We start from the raw sequence: 18817 nt of genomic DNA, 5'->3' as shown, positions 1-18817 counted from the left end.
CCGAGCGGAGGGCGTTATGCTGCTCAGCCTTGTAAAACGAGTTGTATCGCCTGAATGTCTTCGACTGAAGTCTCCTCCGCCGGCCCGCATACGGACGAATCCTGCGACGTGATCGTGATCGGCGGCGGCCCCGCCGGATCGACCGCTGCGGCGCTGCTGGCGCAGCAGGGCCGCAAGGTGGTGCTGCTGGAGAAGGCGCACCACCCGCGCTTTCACATCGGCGAATCGCTGCTGCCCGCGAACGTGGAGCTGTTCGAAAAGCTCGGCGTGCGCGACCAGGTCGAAAAAATCGGCATGCCCAAGTTCGGCATCGAGTTCGTCTCGCCGGAGCACGAGCACCGCAGCTACGTGGACTTTGCCGAGGGCTGGGACAAGTCGCTCGACTCCGCCTGGCAGGTGCGCCGCTCGGAGCTCGACGAGCTGCTGTTCCGCAATGCCGCGACGCGCGGCGCAGAAACCATCGAAGGCTGCAAGGTGCGTGACGTGGCGTTCGACGCCGACGGCGCGACCGTCAAGGCCGAGATGGACGACGGCACCAAGCGCAATTGGCGCGCGCGTTTCGTGGTCGACGCCACCGGCCGCGACACGCTCCTGGCCAACAAATTCCGCTGCAAGGAAAAGAACCCCGACCACAACAGCACGGCAGTCTTCGGCCACTTCACGAACGCCGAGCGGCTGGAGGGCAAGAAGGAAGGCAACATCAGCATCTGCTGGTTTCCGCACGGCTGGTTCTGGTTCATTCCGCTGGCCGACGGCACCACCAGCGTGGGCGCGGTCTGCTGGCCGTACTACCTGAAGACGCGCGACAAGCCGCTGAAGGATTTCTTCTACGACACCATCGCGCTGTGCCCCGTATTGGCAGACCGCCTGAAGAACGCCACGCTGGTCGACGACGCCGTGCATGCCACTGGCAACTTCTCGTACTCGAGCACGCACGCGACGGGCGACCGCTACCTCTTGCTGGGCGACGCTTTCACCTTCATCGACCCGATGTTCTCCTCGGGTGTGTACCTGGCGATGCACAGCGCCTTCGACGGCGCCGAACTTGTGGCCACCGCACTCGATCAGCCGGCCGAGCTGGCGACCGCGCGAAAGGGCTTCGAGGCCATGATGCGCAAGGGCCCGCGCGAGTATTCGTGGTTCATCTACCGCGTGACGAACCCGACTATCCGTGACATGTTCATGCACCCGGGCAATCCGTTCCGGGTGAAGGAGGCGCTGATGTCGTTATTGGCCGGCGACATCTACAAGGGCACGCCGATGTGGGGGGCGCTGCGGATGTTCAAGGTGCTGTATTACGGCATCTCGCTCGCGAACTTCCGCCGGACCTGGGCAGGGTGGAAGCGGCATCGCTTCAACACGCGGGACATGGGGACGCTGAAGGGGGAGACGATCCTCAAGTCGGAGTAGCTGCCGGCTTGCCGATTCAGGCGCCCGACATTTCACCAATGAGCCGTGCGTTCTGCCGCGCGAGCGCACGGAACGCCGCAGAGATGCGGTCATCGGTTGCAGCGGTTTGCCAAAACAAGCTTGCCAGTTGTCGAGCACGGGGCCACTCCTGCAGGGTTTCGACTGTCGGCTGCAATCCTGTGGTCGCCAGTTCGCGCGGCGGTAATTCGCCGCTCGTGGACGCATACAGCGTAGGAAGCACATCGTAGGCTGGAGCGAGCCGCCAGTCGCTGCCTTCGATGAGCAGCGAGATGTTGCCGTAGTGGCGGTCGGTGTTGCCGATGAGCCGGCCGAAGGCCTCGAGGAACCGCAAGCGCTGTGCATCGTCGGCGAGCAACAGGCCGCGCGAGGCCATCCGGTTGGCGGTGGCCGCCCAGTTGTCGATCTTGCCGACGTATTGGGAGTCGTACGCCATCAGCGACACCATGCCGATGCGGCCTCGCGCCGAGCGGTCGAAGCGTTCGACTTCCAGGAACACGCGGCCGCCCTCGATGAAAAGGCGTGTCGCAGCAGCGGCCATGCCGGCCTCGGCGAGTGCGGACAGCGCCAAGTGCTCGCAGACAAGCAAATCGCGCGAACGACGGTCGACCGGCGATGCGCCGGCCGGCGAGAACTTGACGATGACCTGCCTGCCATCGCGCACCGTGCAGAACTTCGGTTGCTCCCCGCCTGCCGACGAGCCCGGCAGCGTGCCTTGCATCGCGCTGTCTGCCATGGACGGGTAATCGGCGACGGAAACTTCGCGAGCAGGTTGCGCTGCCATGGCGTGAAAGCGGCGGAACGATTCCGCTCCGACGACCAAGTTGCCGGGCAGGTCTTCACCGCACAGGGTGAGGGCCTGAAGTACGTCGTCGTCGTTCCAGTGCTCGGGGTTCGCAGGCAATCCCAGTTCGGGGTGACCTTGGGCGAATGCGCGGCCAATGAAACCCTGGGGACGCATGTCGGACAGGAACCAGGGCAGGCCGTCATGCAGCGCGCTGCGGCCCTCCCGCTCGTCCATCCAGCAACGGCCGCCCTGGAGGGGAACGATGCGGCCGAATGGCAAGGCATTGCCTGCGTCATCGATCTTGACGACCGGCACTTCGGTGCCGACGCGCTCGACATGCCGCGGAACCACATACATCTGGGAGCGTGCGGCGCCCACCTTGAGCATTTCCGCGCTGCGGATCAGCGGTGCCAAGGTTCGCGAGGCAGTCGCCTGGCTGACACCGAGGTGAGCCTGTATCTCGGCGCTGGTGACCGCACCCCGTGCGCGGACCAACGCAAGCACGGCGGCGGCGTTCTGGGATGGTGCGGGGAGAGGCATTGAATATCAAAGTGAATAGATAAATTATCCTATTCCTCATTGACGTATTCAAGTCATATGAATATTTTTATGAATAGATACTCGAAGCTATCACGGCGCATTAATGGTACTGAGATTCCACGCAGTGCCCGACGCCCGCAGCGTTGCCACCGCATGCGCAACGCCCAACCCCGGGCTGCTGAGCACATCGATGCCGAGGTCGGCAAGCAGCGGCGTCACTGGCGCCATCGAGGCCTGCGCCAGCACCACGACATCGGCCTTGCCGACCGCCCCGCGGATCGCGGCTGCCAGCGTCTCCACATAGCGGCCGGTGTCACCGGCCTGGAAATGCGTCCATGCTTCTTCGACGAGCAGCGTGCTCGGCCGCGTGCCGACGCCGGCCTGTGTCGCCGCCGAGAGGATCAGCGCCGTCGTCGGCTCCAGCGTGCTTTCGACGGCCGCGACGATCAGCACGCGCGGGCCGGTGCGCACCGCGCGGTCGGCCATGGCGCGGTCGATGCGCAGGGCCGAGAAGGCGCCGCCTGTGGCGGTTTTCTCGGCGATGCCGCCGATGGTCGAACAGGTGCACACGACCACCGCGGCGCCGTCCGACGCCGCCTCGCGCATGGCTTCCTGCACGCGCCTGACCAGCGCCGCATTGTCGACGCCCACGACGCGCGCATCGTCCAGGAGCTCTTCCATCACCAGGTGGCGCACCTCCAGTTCGGGCGCCATCTCGTTGACCAGGCGCCCGAAGGTCTGTACGTGCGACTTGGCCGTGTGGAGGAAGGCGAGCGCGTCGGCCATGGTCGGTGGGCGTGGGATCGCGGGTTCGGGATCAGCCGGCTTCGCGAGCGCGGCGGGCCTCGTAGGCCTTGAGGTGGACGTACGCGGTGCGCAGTACCGTGGGCACGGGCGAATCGCTTTTGGGCGCTCGGCTGAGGAGGTCGCCGACGATGTGGTCGGCCTCCACCGCTGCGCCGCGCACCATGTCCTTGTACATCGATGCCGTCATCGGCGAGCCGGCGGTGGTCACCACCGCGCGGCCGCGCTGGATGGCGGCGGGGCGCGGCGCGAAGCCGTTGTGCGCGGCGATGGCGCAGCATTCGTCGAAGATCGAGAGCGCCACGTCCTGGCCTCCGGCCGCGACGATGTCGCCGATGGAGGCGCGCATCAGGCTCGTGAGGCCGGCCGCGGAGGCGATGAAGACCCACTTCTCCCACATGTCCTGCGCGATGGTTTCGCTCGCGGTGGCTTCGAACTTCGCACCCGCGAACTGGGCCGCGATGGCATCGACGCGCGCCGAGCGTCCACCGGCGCGCTCGCCATAGCTCAGGCCGTGCAGGTCGTTCAGGTGCAGCACGCGGCCTTCGTCGTCCAGCGTGGCCGAGATCATGCAGAGGCCGCCGAGCACGCGCTCGTCGCCGAAGCGTTCGACCAGCTGATCGATGTGCTTCATGCCATTCAGGAGCGGGAGGATCACGGTGTTCGGGCCGACCGCGGGCGCGAACGAATCCATCGTCGATTCGAGGTCGTAGGCCTTGCTGCCGACGACCACCACGTCATAGGGGCCGTCGATGTTCTCGGCCAGCACATGCTTGGGTGCGGGAAGTTCGAGGTTGCCGAAAGGGCTCTGCACCACGAGCCCGGTTTTCGCGAGCTGGGCCGCACGGCGCGGACGAAGAAGAAAGGTCACATCGCGCCCGGCCTCGAGCAAACGGCCGCCGAAATAACCACCGAGTGCACCGGCACCCACCACCAGGAATCTCATCGCACATTGCTCCAGAAATCAAAAGATCGGGAGCGATGATGCCCGCGTTCGCGCCGGGCCGCTCTAGGCAGTTTCCTTCTCCAGCAGGCGCTGGCGGGCAAAGGGGCGCAGGTCGAGGCCGTGGGACACGGCGCGGCCGAGCACCTGGTCGGCGATCGCTTCGCCCAGACCGGCCGAATGCTTGAAGCCGTGGCCCGAGCAGGCCGAGGCGATCAGCACGTGGGGAAGGCCCTCGAGCGCGTCGATGACGAAGCGGCGGTCGGGCGTCACGGTGTACATGCAGGCGCGCGCCTTGAGGGCGCGGCCGCCGATCTGCGGGAAGCGGCCAGCGACGCGGTCGCGGTACATCGCCGCGGTTTCCTCGGGGCTCACGCTGCGGTCGATGGTGTCCGGCGTGGTGGCGGCGACGTACTGCTCGGTCGCGACCTTGAGCGCGGGCTGGGCGGGGTCGGAGGACGGGAACCCGTACATGTAGTCCTCCTGCCCGTCGCCGAACATCCAGATGAAGATCGGGAAGCGGCCGGGCGAGAAGTCGGCCGCCGCGCTGCCGGTGTCGAACCAGTGCATCACCTGCCGATGCACCGAAAAGTTCGCCTGCCAGTCGGCACGGGCCTGCCGGCCGAGGAATTCGGGCAGCCACGCGCCCGCTGCAATCACCACGCGATCTGCCGTGAAGCTCGCCGTTTCCGTTCGCACGCGGACCGTGTCGCCGTTGCCCACCGGTTCGACGGACTGCACGCGCTCGCCGGTGCGTGTCTGCGCACCCGAGGCGCGAGCGACCGCGAGCTGCGCGCCGATGGCGGCCTCGGGGCGCACGAAGCCGGCGTCGCGCTCGTGGTAGCCGATTTCGTCGCCCTGCAGGACGAACTGCGGAAAGCGCGCTCGGATGCCGGCAGCGTCGAGCACTTCGTGTGCGATGCCGAAGCGCTCGGCGCAGGCGATGGTGCGGCGCACGAAATCCGATTTGCCGTGGTGCTCGGCCACGCGGTCGCGCGGCGCGAGGACGAGGCCGCCGGTGGTGGTCATGAGCGGCGTGCCGATGCGGGCTTCGAGCTCGCGCCAGATGGCGTGCGAGCGCTGCACGAAGGGCACGTACTCGTCGCCTTCGCCGACCGCCAGCCGCGTGATGCGCGAGTCGCCGTGCGAGGAGCCCTGGTCGTGCGGCGGCGCGAACTGGTCGATGCCGAGCACGCGGGCGCCGCGCTGCGAGAGTTGGTAGAGCGTGGCCGCGCCGAGGGCGCCGAGGGCGCCGAGGCCGACGACGATGACGTCGTAGTGGGTGGAAGAGGCGGGCTGGGTCATGGGCTCCAGCATCTTTCAGGGCGTGGGACAGCACAAGAGCTTTTCCAGAAAAGGTCATGGGCGATTCGCATAATCGCTTTCGTCCTCGGACCTTCCCTCCAGATCTCTCATTCACACCAAGGAGTTTTACCCATGGCACAGACCCGGATCGCCGTCGTTGTCGGCAGCCTTCGCAAGGATTCGTTCAACCAGAAGCTCGCGCTCGCGCTGGCCCATCTCGCGCCCGCGGACTTCACTTTCGAACACCTGCGCATCGACGACCTGCCGCTCTACAACCAGGACGACGATGGCAACCAGGCGCCCGCTGTGAAGCGCCTGAAGAGCGAAATCGCGGCCGCGCAAGGCCTCCTGTTCGTAACGCCCGAATACAACCGCTCGATCCCCGGCGTGCTCAAGAACGCCATCGACCACGCCTCGCGCCCCTACGGCCAGAGCGTCTGGGGCGGCAAGCCGGCCGGCGTGGTCGGCATCTCGGTGGGCGCCATCGGCACCGCGCTGGCACAGCAACACCTGCGCAACATCCTGGCGTACCTGGACGTGCCCACGCTGGGCTCGCCCGAAGTGTTCCTGCAGACCAAGGACGACCTGTTCGACGACAAGGGCCACATCGGCAACGAAGGCTCGAAGAAATTCCTGCAGGGGTGGATGGACAAGTACGTGGCGTGGGTCAAGAGCCATTCGGCAGTCTGATCGACGACGAACCCATTGAATCGGGTGCCGGCAGGCGTCCATGAAGAAAGCCGCCCTCGGGCGGCTTTCTTCTTTTGGAGCCGAGGCTTGGCTCAGGCCACCTGGGCCACATCCTTCTGGTTCGCGGCTTCGGCCGTTGCCACCAGGACGTCCGAACGCGCTGCAGCCAGCGCGGCAGCCTTCGGCTCGTCGCCCATCGCCACGCCTTCGGCGCGCACGATGCGCACATCGGTGATGCCGAAGAAGCCGAAGATGACCTTGAGGTAGCTCTCCTGGTGCTCGGCGCCCTGGCCCCAGTCGCTGGTCGAGTAAATGCCGCCGCGGCTGGAAGCCACGATCACCGTCTTGCCGCCGGCCAGTCCGACGGGGCCGGTCTCGGTGTACTTGAAGGTGCGGCCGACTTGGCCGAGGCGGTCGATCCAGGCCTTGAGCTGGGTCGGAATCGAGAAGTTGTAGAGCGGGGCGCCGATGACGACCACGTCGGCGGCCAGGAACTGGCTCACCAGCTTTTCGGACAGCGCGTTCTCGCGCTGCTGGGCTTCGGTCGGCTCGGCCTGCGGGCCGGTCTTGATGGCCAGGGCGTCGGCGCTGAAGTGGCCGGGGGCGTCGACCGCGAGATCGAGGTATTCGACGGTGGTGTCGGGGTGCGCGGCCTTCCAGGCGGCGACGGTTTCCGCCGTCAGCAGGCGGGAGGTCGAGTAGGCACCGAGGATGCTGGAGTCAACATGGAGCAGCTTCATATCAATCACTTTCGAGTGGATGGTGTCGGCGCTCAAAGTGGCCGGCGTTGAGAGAATTCTATTTTTGAGTCGAGTGATTGATAAGTAGCCAAAATTTGCATAGATCGTCCTGATTGCAGGACAATCTACGGCATGCAAGATCTCAACGACATGGTTTTTTTCGCCGAAGTGGCAGAGCGGGGCGGGTTTGCCGCGGCCAGCCGGGCGCTCGGCATTCCCAAGTCGCGCCTGTCGCGCCGCGTGGCGGAACTGGAGGAGCGCCTGGGCGTGCAGCTCATGCAGCGCAGCACCCGGCGCCTGTCGCTCACGCCGGCCGGCGAGATCTACCTGCGGCACGCCGCCGCCATGCGCGATGCGGCGCAGGCCGCGGCCGAATCGGTGGCGCAGGTGCAGAACGAGCCGAGCGGGCTGGTGCGGCTTAGCGTGCCGATCACGATGGCGTACAGCGGGGTGGCCCAGCTGCTGCCGCTCTTCATGGAGCGCTACCCGGCGGTGCGGGTCGATGTGCGGGTCATCAACCGCCCGGTGGACCTGATCGAGGAGGGCTTCGATATCGCGCTGCGCGTGCGGCCCGTGGTCGAGGAAAGCGCCACGCTGGTGGCCAAGATCCTGGGCACCGGCCGCGGGGTGCTGGTGGCCAGCCCGACACTGATGCAGCGGCAGGGGCCGGTGGAAACGCCGGCCGATCTGGCCCGGCTGGACACCATGGCGATGTCGGTCAACGGCGAGGGCCGCGCCGAATGGCGGCTGGCGGGCCCCAAAGGCAAGACCTATGTCCACACCCACACGCCGCGCTACGTGGCGGACGACATCGCGACGCTGCAGATCGCCGCGATCGCCGGCATCGGCGCCACGATGCTGCCGGGCTACATGTGCGCGGCCGATGTCGAGGCGGGCCGGCTGGAAAAAGTGCTGTGCGACTGGGGGCCGGAGGAAGCCATCGCGCACATGGTGTTCCCGCCGCGTCGCGCGCTGGTGCCGGCGGTGCGGCGGCTGATCGATTTTCTCTTCGAGCACCTGCAGGGCATCGAGGGTGCGCCTCTGCTCAGGCCGGACGGGGAACCCTGCAATTCCCACCCCGATATGCGGAAACCGACATAACCAAACAAGTAGATATTCGTTTGTCATCCTTGCCGGGCTTCGCACAATCCAGGGCTCCATCCATCCAGGAGCGACCATGGCTACTCTGCGACTCGGCGATACCGCCCCTAATTTCACCCAGGACTCCAGCGAAGGCCCCCTCGACTTCTATCAGTGGGCCGGCGATTCGTGGGTCGTGTTCTTCTCGCATCCGGCCGATTTCACGCCCGTCTGCACCACCGAACTGGGCAAGACGGCGGCGCTGTCGGGCGAATTCGCCAAGCGCGGCGTCAAGCCCATCGCGCTGAGCGTCGACCCGGCCACCAAGCACAAGGAATGGATCGGCGACATCAACGAAACGCAGAACACCACGGTCAACTTCCCGATCATTGCGGACGCCGACCGCAAGGTGGCCGACCTGTACGACCTGATCCACCCGAACGCCTCGGCCACCGCCACCGTTCGCAGCGTGTTCATCATCGATCCGAAGAAGGTGATCCGCACCACCATCACCTACCCGGCATCGACCGGCCGCAACTTCGACGAGATCCTGCGCGTGATCGACTCGCTGCAGCTCACCGACAGCCATAAAGTGGCGACCCCCGTGAACTGGAAGGACGGCGACGACGTGGTCATCGTCCCCAGCATCCAGGACCCGGCCGAACTGGCCGAGCGCTTCCCCAAGGGCTTCAAGGCCGTGAAGCCCTACCTGCGCATCACGCCGCAGCCCAACAAGTAAGCGGCACGGGCGGCATTCGCAGATGCAGACGCGCGTCGTCATCGTCCCCGGCTGGAGGGACTCGGGCCCGGGCCATTGGCAGAGCCTGTGGGAAGAGCGCATCCCGGGCGCTGCGCGCGTGGTGCAGGACGACTGGGCCTCGCCCAAGCGCGACGCCTGGGTGCCGGCGCTCGCCAGGCTGGTGATGGAGACGCCCGGCCCGGTGGTGATTGCGGCGCACAGCCTGGGCTGCATCGCCACAGCCCACCTGCCGCCCGAAGCCGCCGCCCGTATCCAGGGCGCGCTGCTGGTGGCCCCGGCCGACCCCGAGCGCCGCGCGGTGCTCTCCGACTTCGCGCCCGTGCCCTACGCGACGCTGCCGTACCGCAGCATCGTGGTGGCCAGCAGCAACGACCCCTACTGCCCGATCCGGCTGGCAGGTGCATATTCGCGGGCCTGGGGCAGCGAATTCGTGCGCATGCAGAATGCGGGCCACATCAACATCGATTCGGGGCACGGAGACTGGCCGCTCGGCCTGGCCTTGCTCCAATCCTTGACCGACGAGCCCGCCGCCTGGTCGGCGGGCCGTGATTTTTCAGAAACCTTGGCAATCACATGACTTCCAGAATCAAGACCTTCGTCGCCGTGCTCGCGCTGGCGTCCTCCGCACTCGCCGGCAGCAGCGCCTTTGCCCAAGGCACGACGCTGCTGAACGCCTCGTACGACGTGGCCCGCGAGTTCTACAAGGACTACAACGCAGCGTTCGTGGCGCACTACAAGAAGGCCACCGGCAAGGACGTGAAGATCGACCAGTCGCACGGCGGCTCCAGCGCCCAGGCGCGCTCGGTGGCCGACGGTCTCGATGCCGATGTGGTGACCATGAACACCTCGACCGACATCGACTTCCTGGCCAACGCCGGCGTGGTCGCCAAGGACTGGAACAAGAAATTCCCCGAGAACGCATCGCCGACCACCTCGACCATGCTGTTCCTCGTGCGCAACGGCAACCCCAAGGGCATCAAGGACTGGGACGACCTGGTCAAGCCCGGCATTCAGGTCGTGATCGTCAACCCCAAGACCGGCGGCAACGGGCGCTATGCCTACCTCGCCGCATGGGGCTACATCAAGAAGAAGGGCGGCACCGACGCGCAGGCTGCCGAGTTCGTGGGCAAGCTCTTCAAGAACACGCCGGTGCTGGCGCGCGGCGGACGCGACGCCACCACCGCCTTCCTGCAACGCAACATCGGCGACGCGCTGATCACTTTCGAATCCGAAGTGGTCTCCATCGACCGCGAATTCGGCACCGGCAAGGTCGACTCGGTGTACCCGTCGATCAGCATCGTGGCCGAGAACCCGGTCGCCGTGGTCGAGCGTACGGTCAACAAGAAGGGCACCGGCGAACTCGCCAAGGCCTACCTCGACTGGCTCTATTCCGAAGAAGCACAGGAAATCGCCGCCAAGCATGCGCTGCGTCCGCGCTCGCAAGCTGTGCTCAAGAAGCACGCCGCGACCTTCAAGCCGCTGCAGCTCTTCACCGTGCAGGAACTGTTCGGCAGCCTGACCGAAGCACAGAAGGTGCACTTCAACGACGGCGGCCAGTTCGACAAGCTCTACACGCCTGGCGCGAAGTAAATGAGCGGCGCTGTTTCTTCGGCGCTCCCGTCGGCGGGAGCGCCTTTTTCGCGTGCCAACCGGGCAGGAGGCGCCAAGCGCGTGCTGCCCGGTTTTCACATCACGCTCGGCTTCTCGGTTCTGTACCTGAGCCTGATCGTGCTGATCCCGCTGTCGGCGCTGGTCTTCAAGACCTTCACGCTGACCTGGGACCAGTTCTGGGTGGCCGTGACCGCACCGCGCGTGATGGCCTCCTACCGCCTGACCTTCGGCGCCTCGCTGCTTGCGGCCATCGTGAATGCGGTGTTCGGCCTGCTGGTGGCCTGGGTGCTGGTGCGCTACAAGTTTCCCGGCAAGCGCATCGTCGATGCGCTGGTCGACCTGCCGTTCGCCTTGCCGACGGCCGTGGCCGGCATCTCGCTCACGGCGCTGCTCGCAGGCAACGGCTGGATCGGGCAACTGCTCGAGCCGCACGGCATCAAGCTGGCCTTCACGCCGGCGGGCATCGTGATCGCGCTGATCTTCATCGGGCTGCCGTTCGTGGTGCGCACGGTGCAGCCGGTGCTCGAAGACGCCGAGAAAGAACTCGAAGAAGCCGCGACCTCGCTGGGCGCGACTCGGTTGCAGACCTTCACCAAGGTGATCCTGCCTTCCATCGGTCCTGCGCTGCTCACCGGCTTTGCCATGGCCTTCGCGCGCGCGATCGGCGAATACGGTTCGGTGATCTTCATCGCCGGCAACATGCCGATGATCTCGGAGATCACGCCGCTCATCATCATCGGCAAGCTGGAGCAGTACGACTACGCGGGCGCCACGGCGGTCGCGCTGGTGATGCTGGTCATCTCGTTCCTGCTGCTGCTGGTCATCAACGGCCTGCAGGCGTGGCAACGTCGCAGGGCGGGGGGCTGACATGAGCGCACCTTCCAAGATCATTCGCCGGGCGCAGGCCGGCACCACCGAAGCCGCCTGGGTCCGCTGGACGCTGATCGGCATCGCGCTCGCGTTCATGTTCCTGTTTCTCGTGCTGCCGCTGGCGGCCGTGGCGACCGAGGCGCTGCGCAAGGGCGTTTCGGCCTACCTCGAGGCGCTGAAGGAGCCCGACGCCTGGAGCGCCATCCGCCTCACGCTGATCACGGCCGCCATCACGGTGCCGTTGAACCTCGTGTTCGGCGTGGCCGCGGCCTGGGCCATCGCCAAGTTCGAGTTCCGCGGCAAGGCCTTTCTCACCACGCTGATCGACCTGCCGTTCGCGGTGTCGCCGGTGGTGGCGGGCCTGATCTACGTGCTGGTGTTCGGCGCACAGGGCTGGCTTGGCCCGTGGCTCGCCGAGCACGACATCAAGATCATCTTCGCCGTGCCCGGCATCGTGCTGGCCACCGTGTTCGTGACCTTCCCCTTCATCGCGCGCGAACTGATCCCGCTGATGCAGGCGCAGGGCACCGACGAGGAGCAGGCCGCCATCGTGCTCGGCGCGACCGGCTGGCAGACCTTCTGGCGCGTGACGCTGCCCAACATCAAGTGGGGCCTGCTGTACGGCGTGATCCTCTGCAACGCGCGCGCCATGGGCGAGTTCGGCGCGGTGTCGGTGGTGTCGGGCCACATCCGCGGCCAGACCAACACCATGCCGCTGCATGTGGAAGTGCTCTACAACGAATACCAGTCGGTGGCCGCGTTCGCGGTGGCGTCGCTGCTGGCGATCCTGGCGCTGGTCACGCTGGTGATCAAGTCGGTGATCGAGTGGCGCCATGAGCGCGAGATGAAGGCCATTGCAGAACTGCCCCCCGAGCGCCCGCCCGAAACGACGGCGGCCTGAGAGAGAGAAGAAATCATGAGCATCGAAATCCGCAACATCAGCAAGCAGTTCGGCGACTTTCGCGCGCTGCGCAACGTGAACCTCGACGTGGAATCGGGCGAGCTCGTCGCGCTGCTCGGCCCCTCGGGCTGTGGCAAGACCACGCTGCTGCGCATCATCGCGGGGCTGGAGACGGCCGACACCGGCAGCATCCATTTCTCGGGCGAAGACACCACCGACGTGCATGTGCGCGAACGCCAGGTCGGCTTCGTGTTCCAGCACTACGCGCTGTTCCGCCACATGACCGTGTTCGAGAACGTCGCCTTCGGCCTGCGCGTGAAGCCACGCAAGGAGCGCCCGAGCGACGCGCAGATCAAGGCCAAGGTGACCGACCTGCTCAAGCTCGTGCAGCTCGACTGGCTGGCCGACCGCTATCCGTCGCAGCTCTCGGGCGGCCAGCGCCAGCGCATTGCGCTCGCGCGTGCGCTCGCTGTGGAGCCCAAGGTGCTGCTGCTCGACGAACCCTTCGGCGCGCTCGATGCCAAGGTTCGCAAGGAGTTGCGCCGGTGGCTGCGCCGGCTGCACGACGAACTGCACGTCACCTCGATCTTCGTCACGCACGACCAGGAAGAAGCGCTCGAAGTGGCCGACCGCGTGGTGGTCATCAACAAGGGGCAGATCGAACAGGTCGGCTCGCCGCAGGACGTGTGGGACAAGCCCGCGAGTCCTTTCGTCTACGGCTTCCTGGGCGACGTGAACCTGTTCCACGGCCGTGCCGACAACGGCCAGGTGCAGCTCGACGGCATGCGGCTGGATTCGCCCGAGCACAGCGGCGCGCGCGATGCCAAGGCCATGGCCTACGTTCGGCCGCATGACCTGGATGTGACACGGTATGTTTCGGGTGCCACCGGCATCGTCGCCACGCTGTCGCGCGCGATCGTCGTCGGTCCCATCGCGCGGCTGGAACTTGAGCCCACCGAATCGAATCCAGATAATCCGGGCTCCGGAACCATCATCGAGGCGCAACTCCCTGCGCAACAGTTCCGCGACCTGGGCTTGAAGGAGGGCGACACCGTCGTCGCCAATCCGCGCAAGGCCAGGGTGTTCGTAGAAGAAGATTGGGTGTCTCCTTGATCGATTGGTACTTCGGCGCGCCGCGCCGCGCGCTCGGGCTGATCTGCCTGGCCTGTGTCCTCATGCTGGCCTTCGGGCTCTACCTGCAGCACGTGGTGGGGCTCGAGCCCTGTCCCATGTGCATCGTGCAGCGGTATGCGCTGGTGCTGGTGGCGCTCTTCACCGGGCTGGCCGCCATCTTCCGCAGCCGCCCGTTGCAGGTGACCGGCGGGGTGTTGGCACTGGTGTCCGCGGTGGGCGGCGCCTACACGGCGGCCTCGCAGAGCTGGCTTCAGTGGTATCCGCCTGAAGTCGTGTCCTGCGGGCGCGACCTCTACGGAATGATCGAGACCTTCCCGCTCAAGCGCGCACTGCCGCTGATCTTCCGCGGCGGCGGCGACTGCTCCAAGGTCGACTGGTCGCTGTTCGGGCTGACGCTGGCGAACTGGTCGTTCGTCGCGTTCGTGGTGCTCTCGCTGCTGCTGATCACGCTGCTCCTGCGCCGCCGCACCGCGCGCTGAGTTCTTTCTTCGCATCCAAGAAAACGGCGTGGCTCGCCGGCCCTGGAAGGGGCGGCGGGCCACGCCGTTTTTTTCATGCACGCCGGCGACAACAATGGCACGAAGTAGCCCTTTGCGGGAACTCCCTCTTTAGCAGGCCTTCAGAAAGCGGGGCTAGGATCGATTCGCTCCTGTCCCGCAGCCTGTTCCACTCCCGCCTCATTGCATGCCTAACACCCCCCCGCGGCGATCGCGCAAAGTCCTTCTCGGTATTGCAGCGCTCGTCGTCCTGGCCGCCGTCGCCTTCTTCTGGCTGAGCCCGGCCAAGAAAACCGAATACCTCACCGCCACCGTGCAGCGCACCGACCTGGAGAACGCGGTGCTCGCCACCGGCGTGCTGCAGGCGCTCCGGCAAGTGGAGGTGGGCGCGCAGGTCAGCGGCCAGCTGAAGTCGCTCAAGGTGGCGTTGGGGCAGACGGTGAAGAAGGGCGATTGGCTCGCCGAGATCGATCCGGTCATCTCGCAGAACACGCTGGCGCAGGAACAGGCCAAGCTGGAGAACCTGCAGGCCCAGAAGCTCGCGAAGGAAGTGCGCATCAAGCAGGCCGAGCTCACCTGGGCCCGGCAGCGCGAAATGCTGGCGCAAGACGCCGCACCGCGCCAGGACATGGAAAGCGCCGATGCCGAGTTGCGCGCATTGCGTGCCGACGGCGTTTCGCTGGAGGCGCAGATCCGCCAGCAGAAACTGGCCATGGCCTCGGCGCAGACCAATCTTTCGTACACCCGCATCGTTGCGCCCATCGACGGCGACGTGGTCTCCATCAGCACGCTCGAAGGCCAGACCGTGGTGGCCGCCTTCCAGGTGCCCACGCTGATGAAGCTGGCCGACCTCTCGACCATGACGGTGAAGGCGCAGGTCTCCGAAGCCGACGTGGTGCGGGTGAAGGCGGGGCTGCCGGTGTACTTCACCATCCTCGGCGACCCCGACAAGCGCTACCACGGCACGCTGCGCGCGGTGCAGCCGTCGCCCGAGAAGATCAACAACGCGGTGTTCTTCAACGCGCTGTTCGACGTGCCGAACCCCGACCGCACGCTGCGCGTCGACATGACGGCGCAAGTGACCATCCTGCTCGGCGAAGCGAAACAGGCGCTCACGGTGCCGCTCACCGCGCTCGGCGCGCGCGACAAGGACGGCCGCCAGGAAGTGCGCGTGCTCAAGCCCGACCACACCGTGGAAAAGCGCCAGGTGCGCGTGGGCATCAGCAACAACTTCCAGGCGCAGGTGCTCGAAGGGCTGAAGGAGGGCGATGTCGTCATCACGGGCGATGCCTCCGCACTCGACCCGGCGAGCAGCGGCAACGAAGGCGGCGGCAACAGAGGAAAGCGCCAGTGACCGAGCCGCTGCTGAAGCTGCGAGGCATCGGCCGCAGCTTTCCCTCGGGCGAGCAGGAAGTGCAGGTGCTGAAAGACGTCGACCTGGACATCGGCAACGGCGAAATGCTGGCCATCGTCGGCGCCTCGGGCTCGGGCAAGTCGACGCTGATGAACATCCTCGGTTGCCTCGACCGGCCGAGCAGCGGCACCTACACCGTCTCGGGGCAAGACGTGGGCACGCTCGACAGCGACGCGCTCGCCCAGCTGCGTCGCGAGCATTTCGGCTTCATCTTCCAGCGCTACCACCTGATGCAGCACCTGACGGCCACAGGCAACGTCGAGGTGCCCGCCGTGTATGCCGGCACAGACGGCGAGGCGCGCGAGGCGCGGGCGCGGCAACTGCTCGCGCGCCTCGGCCTCGAAGACCGTACCGAGCACAGGCCGAGCCAGCTCTCGGGCGGCCAGCAGCAGCGTGTGAGCATCGCGCGCGCGCTGATGAATGGCGGGCAGGTCATCCTGGCCGACGAGCCGACCGGCGCGCTCGACAGCAAGAGCGGCCAGGAGGTCATCGGCATCCTGCGGGAACTGCATGCGCAGGGGCACACGATCATCATCGTGACGCACGACATGCAGGTGGCGAGCTGCACCGAACGCATCATCGAGATCGCCGACGGCGTGATCGTGGGCGACAGGCCCAATGTGCCGACCGTCGCGGCGCCTGCGCAGACGGTCGGCGCCGATGCGTCGACGCCGCCCGCGATGACCAGGCCCAACCTCGGCATCGCGCGCTTCAGCACCGGCTGGGCCCGCTTCGCCGAAGCCTTCCGCATGGCGTGGCGCTCGATGATGGCGCACCGCATGCGCACGGCGCTCACCATGCTGGGCATCGTCATCGGCATCACCTCGGTGGTGTCGATCGTGGCCATCGGCGAGGGCGCCAAGCGCTTCGTGCTCTCGGACATCCGCGCCATCGGCACCAACACGCTCGATGTGTATCCGGGCCGCGACTTCGGCGACGACAAGGCCGCGAGCATCCGCACGCTGACGCCGCCCGACCTGCAGGCCATCGCCGCGCAACCCTATGTGCACAGCGTGACGCCCACCACCATGCGCGGCCTGCGCCTGCGCTACCGCAGCGCCGACATCAACGGCAACGTGAACGGCGTGAGCGATGCGTTCTTCCGCGTGCGCGACATCCAGATGGCGAGCGGCACCGCCTTCACCGCCGAGGACGTGCGCCACCAGTCGCAGGTGGTGGTGATCGACCAGAACACGCGGCGCAAGCTTTTCCCCGATGGCACCGAGCCGGTCGGCAAGGTCATCCTGGTCGGCAACCTGCCGTGCACCGTGATCGGCGTCTCGCAGGAGAAGAAGAGCATGTTCGGCGAGAACAAGTCGCTCAACATCTGGCTGCCCTACAGCACCGGCGCGAGCCGCCTCTTCGGGCAGCAGCACTTCGATGGCATTACGGTGCGCATCCGCGACGACCAGCCGACCAAGGCGGCGGAGGACAGCATCGTGCGGCTGCTCACGCTGCGCCACGGCACCAAGGATTTCTTCACCTTCAACATGGACAGCATCGTGAAGACGGCCGAGCGCACGAGCCAGTCGCTCACGCTGCTGCTTTCGCTGATCGCGGTGATCTCGCTCGTGGTGGGCGGCATCGGGGTGATGAACATCATGCTGGTGTCGGTGACCGAGCGCACCCGCGAGATCGGCATCCGCATGGCCGTGGGCGCGCGACAGAGCGACGTGCTGCAGCAGTTCCTGACCGAGGCGGTGCTCGTGTGCCTGGTGGGCGGTTTCATCGGCGTGGTGCTGTCGTACGGCATCAGCTTTCTGTTTTCGTTGTTCGTGACGCAATGGCAAATGATCTTTTCGATGGGCGCCGTGGTGTCGGCATTTCTTTGCGCGTCGCTGATCGGCGTGCTGTTCGGTTACCTGCCGGCGCGCAATGCGGCGCGGCTCGACCCCATCGAGGCGTTGGCCCGTGAGTAGCGCGCGTCTGGCTCTGGGTTCGCTCGCCGTGGTGATGGCGCTGGGCGGCTGCACGCTGTTCCAGCCGGAGCAGCGCGAGCAGCGGCCGCTCGAAGTGCCGGGGGCGTGGCAGCAGCCGCAGCCCGGTACGCCGAGCGCGGCCGCGGCGTTTCCGGCGCGCTGGTGGCGCGCGTTCAACGATCCGCAGCTCGATGCGTTGATCGACGACGCACTGCGCACGAACAACAACCTCGCCGCGGCCGGCATTCGCGTGCAGCGCGCGCAGTTGCAGGCGGGGCTGGCGAACACCAATCTCACGCCCAGCGTGGTGGGGCAGGCCAGCACCGGCCGCAGCTACGACTTGAAGCGCGGCGGCGTGGCCGGGTCGAGTTCGACATCCCTCGTCACGCTGAGCTACGAGTTCGACCTGTGGGGCCGGTTGGCGGCGCAGCGCAGTGCCGCCGATTGGGAACTGAAAGCCACCGAGTCGGACCGGCAGGCCACGGCGCTTTCGCTGGTCGGCACCACTGCAGGGCTCTATTGGCAAGTGGGCTATCTGAACCAGCGGATCGTGTTGAGCGAAGCGGGTATGGAAGACGCGCGCCGCATCCTTGCGTTGGTGCGCGCCAAGTACGCCGCGGGGGCGGTGTCGGGGCTCGACGTCGCGCAGGCTGGCCAGAACCTGGCGAGCCAGGAGGCGGCGCACACGCAACTGCTTCAACAGCGCGTCGAGGCGCGCAATGCGCTCGCGATCCTGTTCGACCGTCCACCGGAAATCGCAGCGCGGGAGCCCTCTCGCAACTGCCGAACATCGCGTTGCCCACGATCGATGCCGGCCTGCCCGCGAGCCTGCTGAGCCGCCGGCCCGACTTGCGCGCCGCGGAGCAGCGCCTGCGCGGATCGCTGGCGAATGTCGATGCGACGCGGATCAGTTTCTATCCGGCGCTGAGCCTGACCGGTTCGCTCGGCACATCGAGCACTGCGCTGGGCGAGCTGTTGAAGAACCCAGTCGCCACGCTCGGCGTCGGGCTGGCGCTGCCTTTTCTGCAATGGAACACCGCGCGGCTGACGGTGGCCGTCTCGCAGACGCAGTACGAAGAGGCTGTGCTCGGCTTCCGCCAACCGCTCTACACGGCGCTGTCGGAGGTGGAGAACACCTTGTCATCGCGAACCCAGTTGCGTGACGAAAGCGAAAAGCTGGCCGTGGCGCTGCAACAGGCGCAGCGCGCGGAAACGCTGTCCGAAGTCCGTTACCGCGCAGGTGCCACCGCATTGCAACCCGTGCTCGATGCCAAGGACCGGCGCCGCTCGGCCGAAGTGTCACTGGCCCTCAACCAGTTGAACCAGCTCAACGCGACGATGACGCTCTACAAGGCACTGGGCGGCGCTGCGGCCGAATAGATAACGGGAAGGGC

General features: G+C 66.6%; 17 protein-coding genes and 1 pseudogene. 13 read left to right on the top strand and 5 right to left on the bottom strand.

Going from position 1 to position 18817, the window contains the following annotated elements; genetic code table 11:
• The first annotated feature begins 54 nt into the window (after positions 1-54).
• Entirely contained in the window at positions 55-1410 is a 1356-nt protein-coding gene (locus QF040_RS08670; RefSeq protein WP_429610697.1) for an NAD(P)/FAD-dependent oxidoreductase, read from the top strand.
• A gap of 16 nt (positions 1411-1426) precedes the next feature.
• Here QF040_RS08670 and yjjJ read toward each other — a convergent pair whose 3' ends face one another.
• The 4 genes from yjjJ to solA form a co-directional block, all read right to left on the bottom strand.
• Positions 1427-2755: a type II toxin-antitoxin system HipA family toxin YjjJ gene (gene yjjJ, locus QF040_RS08665; protein ID WP_429610696.1), complete on the bottom strand. Its 1329-nt coding sequence runs from the start codon at positions 2753-2755 to the stop codon at positions 1427-1429.
• Between the two features lie 90 nt (positions 2756-2845).
• Positions 2846-3541 carry an Asp/Glu/hydantoin racemase gene (locus tag QF040_RS08660; protein ID WP_429610695.1) on the bottom strand — a complete coding sequence of 232 codons (696 nt, stop codon included), beginning with the start codon at positions 3539-3541 and terminating at the stop codon, positions 2846-2848.
• A 31-nt stretch (positions 3542-3572) separates the two neighbouring features.
• On the bottom strand, positions 3573-4505 hold the full coding sequence (gene panE / locus QF040_RS08655; protein ID WP_429610694.1) for a 2-dehydropantoate 2-reductase: 933 nt from the start codon (positions 4503-4505) through the stop codon (positions 3573-3575).
• Positions 4506-4568: 63 nt separating this feature from the next.
• A complete protein-coding gene (gene solA / locus QF040_RS08650; RefSeq protein WP_429610693.1) occupies positions 4569-5807 on the bottom strand; it encodes an N-methyl-L-tryptophan oxidase in 1239 nt (412 codons plus the stop codon).
• A 132-nt stretch (positions 5808-5939) separates the two neighbouring features.
• On the opposite strand from solA, the gene QF040_RS08645 reads away from it, so the two are divergent.
• Positions 5940-6497, top strand: a complete 558-nt coding sequence (locus QF040_RS08645) for an NADPH-dependent FMN reductase (protein ID WP_429610692.1) — start codon at positions 5940-5942, stop codon at positions 6495-6497.
• Between the two features lie 92 nt (positions 6498-6589).
• Here the strand turns inward: QF040_RS08645 and QF040_RS08640 are convergent, their stop codons facing one another.
• Entirely contained in the window at positions 6590-7237 is a 648-nt protein-coding gene (locus QF040_RS08640) for an FMN-dependent NADH-azoreductase (RefSeq protein WP_429610691.1), read from the bottom strand.
• Between the two features lie 132 nt (positions 7238-7369).
• Between QF040_RS08640 and QF040_RS08635 the strand changes: the two genes are divergently transcribed.
• The 11 genes and pseudogenes from QF040_RS08635 (at position 7370) to QF040_RS08585 (ending at position 18803) form a co-directional block, all read left to right on the top strand.
• Positions 7370-8338: a LysR family transcriptional regulator gene (locus QF040_RS08635; RefSeq protein WP_429610689.1), complete on the top strand. Its 969-nt coding sequence runs from the start codon at positions 7370-7372 to the stop codon at positions 8336-8338.
• A gap of 76 nt (positions 8339-8414) precedes the next feature.
• Positions 8415-9056: a peroxiredoxin gene (locus tag QF040_RS08630; protein ID WP_108134338.1), complete on the top strand. Its 642-nt coding sequence runs from the start codon at positions 8415-8417 to the stop codon at positions 9054-9056.
• A gap of 22 nt (positions 9057-9078) precedes the next feature.
• Complete coding sequence (locus QF040_RS08625; protein ID WP_429610688.1) at positions 9079-9654, top strand: RBBP9/YdeN family alpha/beta hydrolase; 576 nt, start codon at positions 9079-9081, stop codon at positions 9652-9654.
• Positions 9651-10667: a sulfate ABC transporter substrate-binding protein gene (locus tag QF040_RS08620; RefSeq protein ID WP_013541122.1), complete on the top strand. Its 1017-nt coding sequence runs from the start codon at positions 9651-9653 to the stop codon at positions 10665-10667. Before QF040_RS08625 ends, QF040_RS08620 begins: the two co-directional genes overlap by 4 nt.
• The gene (gene cysT, locus QF040_RS08615) at positions 10668-11555 is read left to right on the top strand and encodes a sulfate ABC transporter permease subunit CysT (RefSeq protein ID WP_429610687.1); all 888 of its coding nucleotides are present in this window, start codon (positions 10668-10670) and stop codon (positions 11553-11555) included.
• Between the two features lies 1 nt (position 11556).
• A complete protein-coding gene (gene cysW, locus QF040_RS08610; RefSeq protein WP_280806923.1) occupies positions 11557-12459 on the top strand; it encodes a sulfate ABC transporter permease subunit CysW in 903 nt (300 codons plus the stop codon).
• A 15-nt stretch (positions 12460-12474) separates the two neighbouring features.
• Positions 12475-13572 carry a sulfate/molybdate ABC transporter ATP-binding protein gene (locus tag QF040_RS08605; protein ID WP_306879155.1) on the top strand — a complete coding sequence of 366 codons (1098 nt, stop codon included), beginning with the start codon at positions 12475-12477 and terminating at the stop codon, positions 13570-13572.
• Positions 13569-14072 (top strand): disulfide bond formation protein B, encoded by a 504-nt coding sequence (locus tag QF040_RS08600; RefSeq protein ID WP_429610686.1) that lies wholly within the window; start codon positions 13569-13571, stop codon positions 14070-14072. Before QF040_RS08605 ends, QF040_RS08600 begins: the two co-directional genes overlap by 4 nt.
• Before the next feature lie 205 nt (positions 14073-14277).
• Positions 14278-15444: a macrolide transporter subunit MacA gene (macA, locus tag QF040_RS08595; RefSeq protein WP_429610685.1), complete on the top strand. Its 1167-nt coding sequence runs from the start codon at positions 14278-14280 to the stop codon at positions 15442-15444.
• Positions 15441-17423 carry a macrolide ABC transporter ATP-binding protein/permease MacB gene (gene macB, locus QF040_RS08590; RefSeq protein ID WP_429610684.1) on the top strand — a complete coding sequence of 661 codons (1983 nt, stop codon included), beginning with the start codon at positions 15441-15443 and terminating at the stop codon, positions 17421-17423. Before macA ends, macB begins: the two co-directional genes overlap by 4 nt.
• Positions 17380-18803, top strand: a pseudogene (locus QF040_RS08585) (efflux transporter outer membrane subunit). Before macB ends, QF040_RS08585 begins: the two are co-directional and overlap by 44 nt.
• Positions 18804-18817: the final 14 nt, after the last annotated feature.

This window comes from Variovorax sp. W2I14 (assembly GCF_050435205.1).
GTDB classification, from domain to species: domain Bacteria; phylum Pseudomonadota; class Gammaproteobacteria; order Burkholderiales; family Burkholderiaceae_C; genus Variovorax; species Variovorax paradoxus_C.
This window is presented reverse-complemented; position numbering and strand designations above follow the sequence as displayed.